This window comes from Gordonia sp. UCD-TK1, from assembly GCF_001691435.1.
Classification (GTDB): domain Bacteria; phylum Actinomycetota; class Actinomycetes; order Mycobacteriales; family Mycobacteriaceae; genus Gordonia; species Gordonia hongkongensis.
Map to the genome: position 1 here is coordinate 211466 of NZ_LZMP01000002.1, position 17822 is coordinate 229287.

Genomic DNA, 17822 nt, shown 5'->3' on the forward strand with positions numbered 1-17822 from the left:
TGTGCATTCACGGTGTGTCCGAATCCCGTCGCAGGTCGCGCGAAATACCATTCCGTTCACATCGATGAGCGTCAGTAACGGCGTTCCCCCCGAGTTGTGAGGCGACAACCCGTCCCATAGGCTCTTGTCATCCGCTCGGCGCGCATCGGTTTCACGCCGAGCGGCCGTTGCGATGACAGTGTCGGGAAATGGCCGTTCGCCCCGGTGACGCGTCGATGATGAGAATCACCACGCGACCGGCGGCAACGGATCGGCGTGACAAGAGGACGGCACATGGTGAGTGGTGAGGCAAGGCGTTGAATTCGACGACGCCCGTGTTTCGATCTCGCGGCCGACGCATGCCTTTTTCATGCACGTCGGGGTGTGGCATGGCATTTCTGGGACCGGGGGGATCAGACGGTCGGCCCGGCCCGTGAGCCCCGTTCTCCCCGGCCGCACGCGTAAAGGCCGGGTCGTCCAATGAGCGATTCGTCCAAGCGCGAGTTCGTGGTCCCGTCGGGTCCCTCCGACCCCGACGCCCCGCGTCGTTTCACCCTCAGCGCGGCCCAGCGATCGCTGTGGTTCACCCAGCAGGCGGCGCTCGATGTGCCGATCAACGTCGCCCAGTACGTCGAGATCGACGGTCCCATCGACGCCGAGCTCTTCGTGCGGGCGACCAGCACGGTGGTGCAGCGCGCGCAGTTCACCCAGCTCCGGTTCGTCGACACCGAGGACGGGCTGGTCGGCGTGTACGACCCCGCCCTGCACTACTGGGCCGACATCATCGATCTCCGTGACCGGCCGGACCCGCGCGCCGTCGCCGAGGAGATGATGGCGCAGGACTATTCGCGACCCCTCGACCCCCGGGTGGACCGGACCGCACGCGGGTGCCTGTTCCGGCTGTCCGACGACAAGGCGCTGGTCTACAACCGCGGTCATCACCTGCTCTCGGACGGGATGGGCGGCAAGGACCGGATGGTCGAGGCCCTCGCGGCCTATCACGCGGCGGTCACCGGCGAGCCCGCGCCGCCCCAGAAGCCGGTCGACCTGGACCTTCCGGCCCGCGCCGACGCCGAGTATCGCCAGTCGAAGCGCTTCGCCACCGACCGCGCGTACTGGCGGGAGAACATGGCGGGCGTGGGGATCGCCGCGACCCTGGCGCACCGCCCGGGGCGTCCCGCAGCCGTTGCCAGACGCGTCGCCTCCGCGGTGCCCGCCGACACGATGGCGCGGTTACGTGCTGCCGCACAACGCGGTTCGACGATCCTGCCCAACGTTCTCGTCGCCGCCTTCGCGGCCTATCTGGGCCGCGCGGCCGCGCAGGGCGACGAGGTGATCTTCCAGTTCCCGGTCGCCGCGCGCACGACCGCGGCGCTGCGTGCCACCCCGCTCCCGGTCGCCAACATCGTGCCGCTGCGCACCGGGGTCACCGGATCGGGCAGCGTCGCCGACGCGCTCGCGTCCACCCAGGCGGCGCTCATGGGCGCGCTGCGGCACCAGCGCTACCGCGGCGAGGACATCTGGGCCGACCTCGCCGCCGACGAATCCTCCGGGGCGACACCGCGCACGGCGGTTCAGGAACGCTCCGGCCCGATGCTCAACCTGATGCTGTTCGACCGCGAATTCCCCTGCGGCGAAGCACGAGCCACGTTTCACATCCTGACCGTCGGCCCAGCCGACGACCTGACGATCAACATCTACCCGGTACCCGGCGAGGATCAGGATTCCTCGCTGATGATCGGCGTCGAGGCGAACCCCAACCGATACGACGACGCGGAGGTCGCCGAACACCACGGGCAGTTCCTGTCGATGCTAGACACGTTCGCCGATGCGCTCCTCCGGGCGCCGGACACCCGCGTCGACGACCTGCCGCTGCGTTTCTCCGACACCTCGGCCGGAGAGGCGCGTGAGCTGCCGGCGAACGAGGCGCCGGACGCGGGCACCGTCTGGACGGCCCTCACCGACGTCGCGCTGCGGCACCGGCGTGATTCCGCCGTCGATATCTCTGGAACATCCTCGGACGCAACGCTGCTGACCTTCGAACAGCTGCACGCGCGGGCTCGCGATCTCGGCGCCCGGTTGCGCACGCTCGGAGCGCGACCCGGCTCGGCGGTCGGCGTCTTGGTCGGGTCGGACGCGGACCGGGTGCTGTCGTGGTGGGCCGTCGCGGCGACAGGGGCCGCCGTGATCCTGCTCGATCCCGCAGCACCGCACTCGGTGCCGCCGGATGTCCCTGGGGTGTCCGGCGTGCTGGTGATCGCCGACGACGATGCGGACGTGCCGGCCGGCGTCCGCGCGGAGGACGTGCACACGCTGGCCGGACTGACCGGGGTCGCGCCGTCGGCGGAGCCCGCGTCGCCCCGTCCGGAGGACACCGCCTGCTTCGTCGCCGGCGCCGAGGATGTGGTCGCACTCCCGCAGCGGGCCGTGGCCGCGCTCATCGTTGACGGCCTGTTCGCGCCGGAAGCATTCGGCCACAACGTATCCGACGCGGAACAAGGACAGCTCGCGGTCACGGCGCCGAAGGCCTCCTGGGCGGCCCACCTCGAGATCGTCGCCGGTGCCGCCCACGGGTTGCGGCTCGTCGAGCCCGACGCCGCCGGCGTGACGCACCGGATCGTGCCCTCCGGGCTGCTCGTCGACGACCCGGGGCACGGCGCCGCGACGACGGTGCTGATCGTCGATGCCGGCGCCGCGCCGGCGCCGGCCGTCCGACACGCCGCCGGCCGCGATGTGCGGGCCGGCTACAGCCCTCGGGGCGTGCTGGGCCCCTACACCGCAGCGAACCGGGTCCGTTCCGACCAGCCGATCGACCGGCCCCTCCCGAGCGGACACCCGCGCGACGGCGTCGGCATCGCGATCCTCGACCACCGTCTACGACCCCTGCCGCCCGGCATCACCGGCGACGTGTACGTCGTGGGAAGCGTTGTGCCACAGTACTTCGCCGAGGAAGTCTCGCGTACTTCGACGACGCTCGTCGCCTGTCCGTGGCATCCCGGCCGGCGCATGCTGGTCACCGGCGACCGCGGGCACCGCGAACCGGGCACGGGACTCCTCGTCGTCGATCACCGCGCCGGCGAGATCGTCGAGATCGACGGCATCCGAGTCGATCTCGCGCTGCTTGAACGTGCCGCCACAGAGATCCCCGGTGTCGCGGCCGCGACCGCGACCGTACTCGGCGACAGCGACGGGCTCGGGCTCGGACTCGTGCCCGCCCGTTCCGCGTCGTCGGCGGCGACCGAACCGACTTATCCGCAACGGATTCGGGCGGCGGTTCGACGCCGGGTCAACGCGGAACTCCCGGCGGTGCTATGGCTCCGCCGGGTCACGATCCTGGATGCGGTACCGCTCGACGGGTTCGGCGGCGTCGACCGGTCTGCCGCCGCCGGGCTGATCGCCGCGGCGCCCGAAACGCCCGCCGCGCGCCGCCGTCCGTCGACGCCGATCGAACGCGCCGTTGCCGACGCGGTGACGTCCGTCCTCGGCGTGCCCGACCCGTCCCTGGACGACGAACTGGTCCAGCTCGGCGCCACGTCACTGGGATTCATGCAACTGGCCACGCACCTCGGTGACACCTTGCAGGTCGTCGTCAGCGTGCGCGATCTCGGTGATGTCACGACCCTCGCCGAACTCGCCGCCGTCCTCGAGGCCTCCGCGCCGCGCCGCGCCGCGCCGGGTGATCCCGCGGGCACCGTCCGCCACCGGCCGACCCGCGCGCAGCAGGAGATCTGGCTCCTCAATCGCGCCGACCGGCAGGCGACCGTCTATCACCTGCCGGTGCATGTCGTTCTCGCCAACGGAATCTCGGCCGAGGTCGTCCGCGCCGCACTCATCGACGTCGCGGCGCGGCACGAGGCGCTGCGGACCGTGTACCCCGACAACGGCGGGGAGCCGGTCGCGGTCGTCCGCGGAGTCGACGAGGCGCGGGTGGCCGCGCCGATGACCGCGGCCACCCTCGACGCGACCGGCATCGACCTCGCCGTCACGGCCCCCTTCGACCTGACGGTGGACCTGCCGTGGCGTGCGGTCGTCGACGAGACCGGCGAACGGACCGAGCTCGTTCTCGTCGCCCACCACATCGCGATCGACGAGTGGTCGCTGCACATCGTCGTCGACGACTTCGCGCATGCACTGCGTGCTCGTCTCGACGGTGCGACTCCGGTGTGGACCGAGGACGCGGTGGCCTTCAGTGCCGCGCTGTCCGCGCGGCCGGTCGCGGCGGATGCGGCGGCCGAGGTCCATTGGGCGAAGACGTTGCGGGAGGCTCCTTCTCGCATCGTGCTGCCGGAGCCGGCGCAACCGGTGCCGGCGGGACTCACCTCCGGTCCGGCGACCGTCCTGCGTCGTGACATCGACCGAGGGGCCCGGGACCGTGCCGCTGCTCGTGCACGCGACTACGGGACGACGCTCAACACGATGCTGTGCGTGGCGCTCTCGGCCGTACTGGCCGAGTACTCGGATTCCGACGACTTCGTGTTGTCGGTGCCGGTCTCAGGACGATTCACCACCGAGGAACTACGCCCGGTCGGCATGTTCGTCGAGACGGTACCGGTGCGGATCACCGGGGTGCGGCGCCGCAGCGTTGCGGAGGTCCTCGCCCGCGTGGGCGCGGACCTGACGGCGGCGATCACCCACGCCGACGCGGCACCGACGGGGCTCGCCGATGTCATCTTCGCCTATCACGCCTCCCGGCCCGACGTCGCCGACCCGGCGGTGTTCGCCGAGGTCCAGACCTTGTCCGCCGGCCAGGCGCGAACCGCGTTGGAAGTAACCGTCTTCGACGAACCGGACGGGTTGTCGATAGCGCTGACCGTCGCCGAACGCCGGGTCGACCCGATCGCTGCCGGCCACCTGCTCGACCGTTTCGTCGAGACGGTCGCCGCGCTCGGTGTCGCGACGCCCGACTCGGTCGTCGCGGGGTGCATCCCGGTTCCCGCCGCCAGGGCGCTCTCCGACCGCAGCCGCCGGACCACTCCCGTCGACCCGATCGATGCCCTGCGACGCCGTGCGCAGGCGAAACCGGACGCCGCCGCCGTCATCGCCGACGACACGGCCCTGACCTATCGGGAACTGCTCGGTCGCGCCGAGGACCTCGCGAACACGTTGCGGGAGAACGGGGTACAACCGGGCGACCGAGTCGCGCTGTCGCTGCCCCGGAGCGCCGAGGCCGTGATCGCGATCGTCGCGGTGCTCTTGGCCGACGCGGTGTACGTGCCCATCGAACCCGACGATCCGCCGTCGAGGACGGAGCTGATCGTCGATGCCACCGCTCCCGTCGCGGTCATCGAAGCCGGGCCGGCGGTGCGCGCCGTCGCGACTGGCGAACGTGCACAACCGGTTCCGGGTGGCGCCTATGTGATCCACACCTCCGGCTCCACCGGTGTCCCGAAAGCTGTGCTGGTGACCCGCGCGAATCTGGCGGCCATGCTCGGCGCCGCGCTGGACACGATCGCCGCGTCCGACGACGACGTGTGGAGCTGGGTCCACTCCTATGCGTTCGACTTCTCCGTCTGGGAGATCTTGGGGCCGTTGGCCTCCGGTGGTGCCGTCGTCGTGCTGGAGCGCGCCACCGTGCTCGATCCGCGCTTGCTGGCGGCGGCGATCGACCGGTACGGGGTCACCGTCTGCTCGCAGACCCCGACGGCGTTCGGCAACCTCATCGACCCGACGGTGGCCGCCGTCGCCCCGGACGCCGGATCAACCGCGTTGCGAGCCGTCGTCTTCGGTGGCGAACCGTTGTCGCCTGGGCTGTTACGGGAGTGGTCGGCCGCGCATCCGGACGTCCGGCTGGTCAACATGTACGGCATCACCGAGTCGACCGTGCACCTCACGGCGGTCGACGTCGATGTCGACGACGCCCGGAGCGACATCGGTGTCCCGCTGGACGGCGTCTCGGCGGCGATCCTGGGCCGCGACCTACGCCCGGTTCCGGTGGGCGCCATCGGCGAACTGTACGTGAGCGGCGATCAGGTCACGCTCGGCTATCACAACGCCCCGGCCACGACCGCCTCGCGGTTCGTCGCCGACCCGCGCGGCACCGGCCGCCGGATGTACCGCACCGGCGACCGCGTACGCGAGATCGCCGGCGGCCGCATGGTCTATCTCGGCCGCAGTGACGACCAGGTCCAGATCCGCGGGCATCGCATCGAACTCGGTGAGATCGGGTCGGTGCTGCGCGAGCACCCCGGCGTCGGTGACGCGCGCGTGCTCCTCGACCCGGGCAGCCGCCGCGGCGAGGAACGGCTGCTCGCATTCGTCACCGAGGACGGTCTCGCCGACTTCGATGTGCTGGACGCCCTGTCCGCGGAGCAGATCCTCGTGTCCTGCGCGACCAGGCTCCCGGCGCACATGATCCCGGCGCGACTCGCGATCGTCGACGGCTGGCCGATGACCCCGACCGGCAAACTCGACCGCCACCGGCTCACGGATCTGCTGCCCGAGGTGCCGACGGGATCGACCCGAGCACTGACACCGGCCGAGCAGACCGTCGCCGACGCCATGCGCGCGGTGATCGGCACGGATGCCGTGCTCGCCGCGGACACCAACTTCTTCGCGACCGGAGGGACGTCGCTGTCGGCAGCGCGACTCGCGGCCACACTGACGGGCACCGGCGACCAAGTCTCCGTCGCCGATGTGTTCGCCCATCCGACGGTGGCCGCGCTCGCCGCGCAGATCGAGTCCGCGGCGAGTTCGGGACGCACGATCGCCGAGGGCTCCCGGACCGGTCTCGCCGACTTCGCAGCCGCTGACGGGGTGGATCTGCCGCTCACCCCCGAGCAGATGGATCTGTGGCTCCGGTGGCGCACCGAACCGGACTTCACCGGATATCTGATGCCGCTCGCCCTCCCCATCGACGCCGGCCCCGACGAGCTGCGCCGTGCCCTGCTCGAGATCGTGACGCGACACGACGCGTTGTGCACCGTGTTCCCCTCGGGTCCCGACGGCCCGGTGCAGCGTCGCCGACCCGACTCCCTTGTCGCAGGCGAACTGAGAGCGCAACTGGCGCAGACGGTCTCGGTCTCGGTCTCGGACATCGACTCGGTCGACGCCGCGCTGCGTGCGCTGCACACGCCGATCGACCTGGCCGCCGAACTGCCCTGGCGGGTACGGATCTGCGCGGTGGACGGGCAGACCTGGCTTCTCGTCGTCGCGCACCACATCGCGGTCGACGGCGAGTCGTTCGGCATCCTGTCCGCAGAGCTGCGATCCGCCCTGTCCGGAACCCTCCCGGCGCCCGCCGATGTCGACTACCAGGAGTACTCGGCGTGGCGAGCCGGGTCGCTGGCCGCCCGGCGGAGCGAGCTCGTCGCGCACTGGGTCTCGGCGTTCGATCGGGCCGTCGAACCACTGCGCCTGCCCGAACTGAACCCGGCGGCCCCGCATCCGTCCGCGCCGGAACGACCGGTGGTGCACCGTGCGCACCGGTCGCTCGACCGCACCGAGACCGGAGCACTCGACGATCTGGCGGTGGCCAGACACAGCACTCCGTTCATCGTCGTGCACACCGCGCTCGCGGCGGTGCTGACAAGGCAATCCGACGCCGAGGTGGTCACGATCGGCACCGCTCTGTCCGGGCGGATCGACCCGCGCCTGGTCTCCGTGCCGGGGCTGTTCGCTCGTGCCGTACCCCTGCACACCCCGATCGACGCCGACCTGCCGTTCGTCGATCTCCTGGCCTCGGTCACCGCGGTCGACCTCGGCGCGTTCGCGCACGCCGACCTCCCGCTCACCGAGATCACCGAGATCGCCGATCCCGGTCGGGTCAAGGCGGGCACCCCGCTGTTCGAGGTCTCCCTCGGCGCCGTCCCGGACGAGCTGGTGGCGGCGAGTCCGGCTGCGGCAGCGGATGTCCCGTCGGACGCGACTCCCTTCGGGGGAGTGCCGCTGTTCGGTGTGGACGTGTCGATGTACCGCCGGGACGGTGCGCTGCATCTGATGATGACGTGCACGGATGCGGTGGCGAGTGCCGCGAGACTGGACGCGCTGTGCGACCTCGTCGTCGAGACGATCCGGCGTGGGGTACGCGAACCGAACCGGACGGTCGCGGCGCTGCTCGCACCGTCGTACTCGACGACGGTCCCGGAAACGTCGCCGGAGAACCGGATTCACGAGTTCGAGACGCTCGATGAGCTGCTGACCGGTGGGCCGGCCGACGATCCGGATGCGATCGCGGTCGTCGACCGGCGCCATCCGGTGCCCGGGCCGGGTGTCTCGCTCACCAATTCCGACCTCGACCGGCTCGCGACGTTCACGGCGCGCACGCTCATCGAGGCGGGAATCGGTCCGGGGGACGTGGTGGTCGTCCTGCTGCCGCGCTCGGTCTTCGGTGTGGTCGCCACCGTCGCGGTGGCCCGCGCAGGAGCGGCGTTCGTGAACGTCGATCCGGCCGACCCCGCGGGGCGACGGCAGATGATCATCGAGCGGTGCCGACCGCGTGCCGTTGTCACCCTCGCGGCGACCGCGGAGTCCGTGACCGGCGGCATCCCGGTGCTCGCCCTCGACGAGTTGCTCGCCCGCCATGCCGATTCCGTTGCGAGCACGTCGGATTCGCCGCCGTTCGACGCCGCCGAGCGGGTGCGCCCGCTGTCGGTGGACGACGTCGCCTACATCACGTTCACCTCGGGGACGACCGGACTGCCCAAGGGTGTCCAGGTGACCCATCGGGGCCTCACGGACTGGGCGCACGACACCGTGTCCCGATTGCGGCTCGACTCGTCGGACGCGGTGTTGCACACGTATGCAACCGGATTCGACGCACACCTGATGGGGCTCGTGCCCCCGCGGGTTGCCGGCGCCACGATCGTCGTGTGCCCGCCCGATGTCATCGCCGCGGACGAACTCGCCGAGTTCGTCGACGCCGAACGGGTCAGCGTCCTGCTGACCACCCCGTCGGTGCTCGCGACCCTGCGACCCGACGAACTCCCCGGTGTTCGTCACGTGGCGGTCGGCGGTGAACCCCTCGGCGCCGGGCTGGTCCGGGAGTGGACGGCCGGCCACACGCTGAGCAACGAGTACGGCCCGACCGAGGCCACCGTCGCGGTCAGCAGTGCGCGGTACACGGCAACTCCGAGCGGGCCCGTTCACATCGGCGCTCCGCTGCCGGGTGTGGGGATGTATGTGCTCGACGGTGCGCTGCGGCCGGTGCCCGACCATACGGTCGGTGAACTGTACCTCTCCGGGAACTGCCTTGCTCGTGGGTATCTCGACGACCCGGTGACGACGGCCGGGGCGTTCGTCCCCGATCCGTTCAGCGCCGACCCGTTCATCGCCGGCGGGCGGATGTACCGGACCGGTGACCTCGTCCACCGTCGTCCCGACGGCACGTTCGTGATCCACGGTCGCACCGACGATCAGGTGAAGATCCGCGGCGTGCGGCTGGAGCCGGGTGAGGTCGATGCGGCGCTGTCGGGGCTGCCCGGCGTGGCGACCTCGGTGACCGCGACGCGGACCACCCCGGCGGGCGAGAAGATCCTCGTGTCGTGGGTCGTGGTCGACGGAGACGATGCGGAAGTGGCCGACCTGCCTCGTCAGCTCGCGCACCTGTTGCCGCGCAGCATGATCCCGAGTGCGATCGTCGGTGTCCCGGCGTTGCCGTTCGGACGCAACGGGAAGATCGACGTGGCGGCGCTGCCCGATCCCGATTTCGCCGGTGCGGCAGCGGGTTCGGATGTCCGCCCCGGGCGGCCGCCGTCGGGGGCCACCGAGGGACTGGTGACCGCGGTGTGGGCGGAGGTCCTCGACCGTCCCGTCCAGTCGCTGGACGCCGATTCCGATTTCTTCACCGAGGGCGGTACCTCGCTGTCGGCCACGCAGGTGACGTCGAGGCTGACGGCGGCGACCGGTGCGGACATCGGGGTCCGCGAGATCTTCGAAGCACGCACGGTCGCGGGAGTCGCGCAACGTGTCGACGAACTGCTGGCCGGGCCGGGTGATACCGGCGCCGGAAGCGGAGTGGAGTCCGGCGCGGCACCCACCCGACTCCCGGTGCCGGAGTTCCTGCCGCTCGCATATCCGCAGCGCCGCATGTGGATTCACCATCAGTTCGATCCGCGTTCGACGGCCTACCACGTTCCGCTCGTGTTGCGCATGAGTGGCCGGGTCGACCTCGCCCGCCTGCGGAAGGCGGTCGACGAGGTGGTCGCGGCTCATGCCGTCCTCCGGACGGTCCACCCGGATTCGCCGTCGGGTCCACGGCAACGCCGGATCGAGCATCGGAGTCCGGTGCTACGGCATCGCCTCGTCGACGCCGCGACGGGTCCCGAGGGTCTCCGTCGGGACATCGACGACTTCCTGCGCCGGCCGTTCGATCTGGGGTCCGAGACCGGGTTCCGGGCCGCGGTCTTCGAGCTCGACTCGGCGGAGGATCCGCACACCCATCTGGCGGTGGTCCTGCATCACGTCGCGATCGACGGGTGGTCGATCCGGGTGCTGCTCACGGACCTGCTCCGTGCCTACGACGGCCAGCGGCTCTCGGTCCCCGCCGACGAGGCGTTCACCTATGCCGACTTCACGCAGTGGCAGATCGCGCGCCTCGGCGACCCGTCCGATCCGCGCAGCAGATACGCACGGCAACTGCGTTTCTGGACGTCGACGCTCGCCGATGCCCCCGGCCCGCTCCGGTTGCCGGGAATCGCGGACACCGGCGGGCGGCCGCGCGACGCTGCCGCCGGGCGGTTGTCGGCGTCGATCGTCGGCACGGATTCACTGCACCAGACCGCGAAAGCGATGTCGGCGAGTGTGTTCCAGGTGGCGCACGCCGCGCTCGCGACGGTGTTGGGCCGGTGGACCGGTGAGTGGGACCTGCTGATCGGCGTACCGGTGCACGGCCGGCACGCGCCGGAGTGGGAGTCGGTGGTCGGCATGTTCGTCAACACCGTGGCCCTGCGGACACGGCTGCATCCGGGGCTCCCGATCCGCGAGGCCGTCGTGCGGGCTCGCGATGCCGCCCTGGCCGCCCAACCGCACAGTGAGGTCCCCTATGAGGACGTCGCCCGTATGGTCCGTCCCGACGGCCGGGAGGCCGGGGACCCGCTGATCTCGGTACTGCTGGTCAACCAGGACGTCGTGCCCCAGTCCTCCGGCGAGGTGGTGCTGGGCGGAGCGTCGGCGGGTGGCCCGGGTCCCGAGGCGGATGCCGTGATCGCCAGGCTGGTCCCGGAGTACACCGAGACCGTGGACGCCAAGTTCGACGTCGAGGTCGTTCTCGCCGAACGCGATGACGAGTTGCACATCACGGTGGTGCACTCCGCCGCCGTCCCGACCGTGGTCGCGCAGGCGCTTCTCGACGACTTCCGCAGATCGGTCGTCGCGGCGGCAACCGATGCCGATCAGCCGTTCCCGGAGGTCGACGGACCGGACGTCGACGTCATTGCGGCCGAACGAGTATCGGGCACCGCGGTGGCGCCGGCTGGTGCCGGGGCGTCGTCGCATGCGGTGTCCTCGGCCCCACTCGTCGCGGCGATCGCCGACGCGATGGCCGAGGTGCTGGAGGCCTCACCGGGTTCGGTGGGGGACGCCGACGACTTCTTCACGATGGGCGGTACCTCGCTCTCGGCCACACGGGTGACCTCCGCGCTGGGGCGCCGGCTCGGCGTCCGCGTGCCCACCCGGTTGCTCTTCGAGAACCCCACCCCGGTCGCGCTCGCACGGGCGGTGACCGAACTCCCCGCGGAGGGGACGGATGCGGGAGGCGGTTCGCCGACCGGCGCGTCGGAGGCCGACCTCGGCGACCTCCCACTCGCCCCGACGCAGCGCCGGATGTGGGTGGCCGCGCAGATGCTCGGAGCGGTGCCGATCTACGCCGTGCCCGCGGTGGTGCCCGTGCCGCCCGGAACCGACGAGTCTGCGGTCATCGGCGCGGTCGAGGCCCTCGTCGACCGCCATCCCGCGCTCCGTACCCGCTACCTCGCGACGCCTGACGGTCCCCGGCAGCGTGTTCTCGACGCCTGGCGCCCGTCCCTGCGGCGGGTGGGTGCGGCCGAGCTCACGACGCCCGCGGGGATCGGGATGCTCGGGGAGGCCTTCGATCTCACCGGTGAGCCACCGGTCCGGGTGTGGCTGGTCACCGGCGACGATCAGGTGACCCCGGTGGCGGTCGTGGTGATCGCGCACCACATCACCATGGACGGTGAATCCGCCGGCATCGTGCAGCGTGAGCTCGCGTCGCTGCTGGCGGGTCACGACCTCGGCCCGGCGCCGACGGGTTTCGCGGCGGTCGCCCGGCAGATGGCGGCCGACGACGAGCGATCCCGGGTTGCCCTGGTGGACTTCTGGCGGCGCGCGCTCGAGGGGCACAGCGGCGAGCTCGACCTCGCCCAGCGCCGCCCCGTCGTTCGGGACCTGCGGACCTCGACGACCGAGTATCTGCTGGAAGATGCGGTCGGACAGGCGATTCCGGCGGCCGCGCGCCGGGCGTCGGCGAGCGAGTTCCACATCCTGCACGCGGCGCTGGTGCTGGCCCTCGCGGTGCAGTCGGGGTCCGATGACATCGCGCTGGCCACGCCCGCCTCGATGCGCCGCGACTCCGACACCGCCGGCACGGTCGGCATGCTCATCTCCACCGTCGTGTTACGCACCCGGATTCGCCCCGGCATGACCGTCGGCGAGCTGATCACGGCGGTCCGCGACGACGACCTGGCGGCGCTCGATCATGCTGCGATCGCCTTCGACGATGTGGTCGCCCTGATCGATCCGCCGCGCGTCCCCGGGCGGCATCCGCTGGTACAGGTGGCGTTCTCGATGGCCGATCCGGAGATGCCCGGGCCCGACCCGGCAGACACCGGCGCGTCGACGTGGATGTCGCCGCGCAGCGAGTTCGACATCCACGTCGAGGCGGTGCCCGACGCCGGCGGCTGGCGGTTGCGCGTCCACCACGGCCGGGAACTGTTCGACGAGGGCACGATCCGCGCTCTCGGCGAGCGAGTGGTCGCCGCGGTCGCCGCCGTCGTGGGGGAGCCGTCACGTCGTCTCGCGGCCATCGAGCCGCTGACCGGCGCCGAACGACGCTTCGTCGCCGACCGAGCGCGGGCGTCATCGACCACGGGGGCCGAACCGCTGCTGGCCGAGCTCTTCACGTCGGCTGTCGAGGCGTACGGCGACCGTCCCGGCATCGCCGACGAGCACCGGTCCCTGACCTACCGCGAATTCGACGGGTGGGTCTCGGTGACCGCCCGCGCGATGCGACGTCGAGGGCTCGGTGCCGGCGACGCGGTGGCCGTCGTGGTGCCGCGGTCGATCGAGTCGGTCGTCGCGATCTGGGCGGTCAGCCGGATCGGCGCGGTGTGCGTACCGGTCGACGTCACCTACCCGACGGCCCGGATCGACCACGTGGTCGCCGGCGCGTCCGCGAGTGTGATCACGCCCGCCGACATCCCCGCCCAACCGACGGAACCGGTTGTGTCCGAACCGGTCACATCGGTGTCGCGCGACGCGCTGGCCTACGTCATCACCACGTCGGGTACCACCGGGACCCCGAACATCGTCGGGGTCACCCATCGCGGTGTACACCGCGTGGCCTCGCTCGGCGACGTCGAACCAGACGACCGCGTCGGGATGGCCATCAGTCCGGGATTCGACGCCACGTTCCACGACATGCTGTTGCCACTCGCCGCCGGCGCGACCCTCGTGGTGGTCCCGGCCGGGATCACCGGCGGGGACGACCTCGCCCGGTTCCTCGACCGCACCGGGGTCAGCGTCTTCACGGCGACGCCTTCGGTCGTCCGCACACTGCGACCGGCGGCGATCGGTGCGCTGCGCCTGGTGTACATCGGCGGCGAGGCACTCTCGGCCGATCTGGCCGCGGTGTGGTCGGAACATGCCCAGGTTCTCAACATCTACGGCCCCACCGAGACGACGGTGACCGTGTCCACCAGTGCATTCCGGCGCGGCGACCCGATCCGACTGGGGCATCCGCGCCCGGGCATCGGCGCCGAGGTGCTCGACGCCCAGCTGCGCCACGTCCCGCCGGGTGTCGTCGGCGAGTTGTACATCGGCGGAACCGGGGTCGCCCGTGGCTATCTCGGTGATCCGGCGCTCACCGCTGCGACGTTCGTCGCCGGCGCCGACGGCGTGCGCCGCTACCGCACCGGGGACCTGCTGCGGTGGGATCGCGACACCGGCGAGCTGGTCTACGTCGGCCGGGCGGACCGTCAGGTCAAGATCCGGGGTCAGCGAGTGGAACCCGCCGAGATCGACGCGGTGATCGTGCGGGCGGGCGCCGAGCGCTCGGTGACCGTCCTGCGGCCGGGCCCGGTCGGACCAGCGCTCGTGTCCTATGTGGTGGCACCGTCGGTGCCGGTCGCCGAGCTCCGGGCCGCGTGCCGATCGTCGTTGCCGCGGCACATGGTGCCGAGCCGGATCGTCGTGCTCGACGACCTGCCGCTCAGCGGCGCGGGCAAGATCGACGTACGCCGACTGCCCGAACCGGCCTGGTCGGAGTCCGCGCGCGAACCTGGAACCGCCACCGAGGCAGCGGTTCTCGACGCCTTCCGGACCGTGCTGGGCGATGCGGCGGCCGGTCCGAACGCGGGCGCGGACGGTGCCGGGACACCCATCGGCATGGACGACGACTTCTTCGCCGCCGGTGGGCATTCGCTCGCCCTGCTGCAGTTGCGGGACGAACTGGCCCGCCGGACGGGCCGGGTCGTCGATGCGGCGGAACTCTTCGCTCATCGCACCCCGGCCGAGATCGCCCGGCTGCTCGACGACCCGGAAGGCGGCGTTAGCGGCCGACGCGTCGTGCCGCTGTCGCCCGGCACCGGCCGACGACCCGAGGTCTGGTGTGTGCACACCGCGACCGGGATCGTCGAACCGTTCCGGGCGCTGGGCGAGTCCCTGCCGTCGGCGTCGGTGTTCGGCCTGCAACTGCCCGAACTCGTACTCGCCGAGCGGGATCTGCCGACGACGATCGAGGGCATCGCGGCACTGCACGTCGAGGCCATCCGGGCGACCCAGCCGCAGGGACCGTATCGGGTCGTCGGCTGGTCCGTCGGCGGTGTCGTCGCCCACGAGATCGCGCGCCGGCTCGTCGAACTCGGCGAAGAGGTCGCGCTGCTGGTGCTGCTCGACGCGCGGACGCCGGCCGAACTGACCACTGTGGACGACGCTGAGCTGCGAGCCGCMGATCACCCCCTGCGTGCCCTGGCCGAGCAGCACGACCCCGACGCACTGCGGCGGTTCGAGGACCGGACGAGGGGCCTGGCCGCGGCGGCGCGCTCCTACGACCTGCGTCCGGTGGCCGCCGGTAAGGTGCTCTACGTTGCGGCGCAGGACAACCCGGACCCGGACGCCTGGAGGCGTGCGGTCGATCCGGCCGGACGGGCCGTCGTCGACGTGCTGCACGCCGGCACGACGCACGCAGAGCTGGGGCATCCGGACGTATTGGCGCGGGTTGCCCGCAGAATCGAGGAGGAATGGTGACCGGATCCGAAGCGGCGACGCCGCAGATGTCGATCCTGTTCGTGTGCACGGGCAACATCTGTCGTTCACCGATCGGCGAACGCGTGCTGACCGGCCTCGCCGGCCGGGCGGGTGTCCCCGTGACGTCGTCGAGCGCCGGTGTCGGAGCGCTCAACGGGCAGCCCATCCATCCGCACGCCTCCGCCGTCCTGGTCGAGAACGGTTACGACGCATCGGGGTTCGAGTCCCGGTATCTGCGTCCGCCGATGCTCACCGAGGCCGACCTCGTGCTGTGCATGAGCCGCGAACACCGTGCCGCCGCGCAGCAGATGGCCCCGGCACGCTGGAAGCGGGTGTTCACGCTGACCGAGTTCGCCGCACTCTGCGACCTCGGCCCGCTGCCGGAGATCATCGCCGGACGCGGACGTCTCGATCCGAACTCGGACCTGCTCGACATCGTCGACCCGATGGGCCGTCCGCGCGAGGACTTCGACCGGGTCTTCGCCGAGGTCGAACCGAAGGTCGGGGCGTTGGTCACGTGGCTGGCGGCGCCGGGAGCGAAGCGAGCGGGCCAATCGTCCGCCGAGCAGGCCTCCGCCACTCGACCGGGCCGGCACGCGACGGGGGAGAGCCGATGATCCGGCGACTGGCGGGTAACCGCGTCGTCCAGGTCGTCGCGGTGGTGCTGCTGCTCGTCGCCGCCGCGCTGATCTGGCTGGCGTACTCGGCATTCCAGGTCCGCGACGACCTGGAATCGGTGCGCGCGGATGCGAGCAGGGCCCGGGCGTTGATGCTCGACGGCGATCAGGCCGGCGCCCGTCAGGCGGCCGAGGCGGCGTCGGTGCGGGCCGAGGACGCCCAGGACCGTGCGAACGGTTTCCTGTGGTCGGCGGCTGCGGCGGTGCCGGTCGTCGGATCGCCGCTGAAATCGGTGCAGCAGATGAGCGATGCCGTTGCGGCGCTGTCGGCCGACGTGCTGGTGCCGGCTGCCGACCTCGCCACCGTGCTCGACCCGAATCGCCTGCGCACCGGCAACACCGTGAACCTGGCACTGCTGCGGGATGCGCAGCCGGCGCTGAAGTCGGTCGCGGAGGAGTCGGCGGCGGTGGCCGCCCAGGTCTCGGCGATCGAACCGAGTTGGCTGGGCGTCGTGGCTGATGCCCGGGCTCAGCTCGCCGAGCAGGTCGAGGCTGCCGACTCGACGGTGCAGGCGACGAGCATCGCGGCCGAACTCGTCCCGTCGATGCTCGGCGCCGACGGTCCGCGCAACTACTTCATGGCGTTCCAGACACCGTCCGAGGCTCGTGGAACCGGCGGCCTCGTCGGTGGTTTCGCGGTACTGAACGCGACCGGGGGCCGGGTGACCATCCCCGAGCTCGGTGCGAATTCGGAGTTCCGCGACCCGGCCACCCCGCAGATCAACCTCGGCCCCGAGTACGACGCGATCTACTCCTACTACCGCCCCTACACCGACTTCCGGAACGGCAACCTCAGCGCCCACTTCCCCGACGCCGCGCAGATCTGGCTGGCGAACTGGCGCGCCCAGACCGGCCGCCAGCTCGACGGGGCGATCGCGCTGGATCCGATCGCGCTGAAGTATGTCCTCGAGGTCGTCGGCCCGGTGTCGGTGGGACGGGAGAAGATCACCGCCGACAACGTCGTCCCGATCACGCTGTCGACGGCGTACCAGCGCTTCGCCGACGACAACGCCGCGCGAAAAGACTACCTGCAGGCAATCTCCCAGGCCGTGGTGAACAAACTCGTCACGTCCGGCGGCAGCACGCGGGATCTGCTCGAGGCGCTCGGCCGTGGCGTGCACGAGCGGCGGATCATGGTGTACAGCACCGATGCCGAGGATCAGAAGATCCTCGAGTCGACGAAGCTGGGGCACCAGATCTCCGACACGTCGTCGCCCTATCTGCAGGTGGCCATCGGCAATGCGTCCGGAACGAAGCTGGACTATTTCCTGCGGCGCGAGATCAGCTACACCTCGGGCGGGTGCGACGGTGACACCAGGGAGTCGACGATCACGGTGAAGCTCACCAACACCCTCGACACCACGGACACCACCGACTACGTCGCCGGCAACCTCGGGACCGAACTGTCGGTGAAGAAGGGAACCAACCTCGCCAACGTCGAGTTCCTGGCGACGAAGGGCGCGGTCCTCAAGGAGATGACCCTCGGCGAGGGCGGGGCCTTCTACGTCGAGCAGGCCCTGCACGGTCGGCCGTACTACTCGACCCGCGTGGGCATCGCACCGGGCGAGACCGCCACCATCGTGCTGAAGATCGACGAGCCGACCTCGGCACACGGGGACGCCGAGGTCCCGATCCAGCCGCTCGTCGACGACCCGACCGTCACCGTCGACGTCCCGGCGTGTGGGCCGTAGAACTGAGCACCCGGAGCTTGCGGAGGGCGCGTCACAAAGGGTCTTCGCAACTCCTCTC

General features: G+C 71.2%; 3 protein-coding genes. All 3 read left to right on the forward strand.

Features of this window, described 5'->3' with window-relative positions:
- Positions 1 to 459: 459 nt before the first annotated feature.
- The 3 genes from A9310_RS02490 to A9310_RS02500 are packed head-to-tail and all read left to right on the forward strand — an operon-like array spanning position 460 to position 17764.
- Positions 460 to 15396: a non-ribosomal peptide synthetase gene (locus A9310_RS02490; protein WP_065629229.1), complete on the forward strand. Its 14937-nt coding sequence runs from the start codon at positions 460 to 462 to the stop codon at positions 15394 to 15396.
- A complete protein-coding gene (locus A9310_RS02495; RefSeq protein ID WP_254661151.1) occupies positions 15390 to 16013 on the forward strand; it encodes a low molecular weight protein-tyrosine-phosphatase in 624 nt (207 codons plus the stop codon). The genes A9310_RS02490 and A9310_RS02495 overlap by 7 nt, the downstream gene beginning before the upstream one ends.
- A complete protein-coding gene (locus A9310_RS02500) occupies positions 16010 to 17764 on the forward strand; it encodes a DUF4012 domain-containing protein (RefSeq protein WP_065629230.1) in 1755 nt (584 codons plus the stop codon). Before A9310_RS02495 ends, A9310_RS02500 begins: the two co-directional genes overlap by 4 nt.
- Positions 17765 to 17822 lie beyond the last annotated feature (58 nt).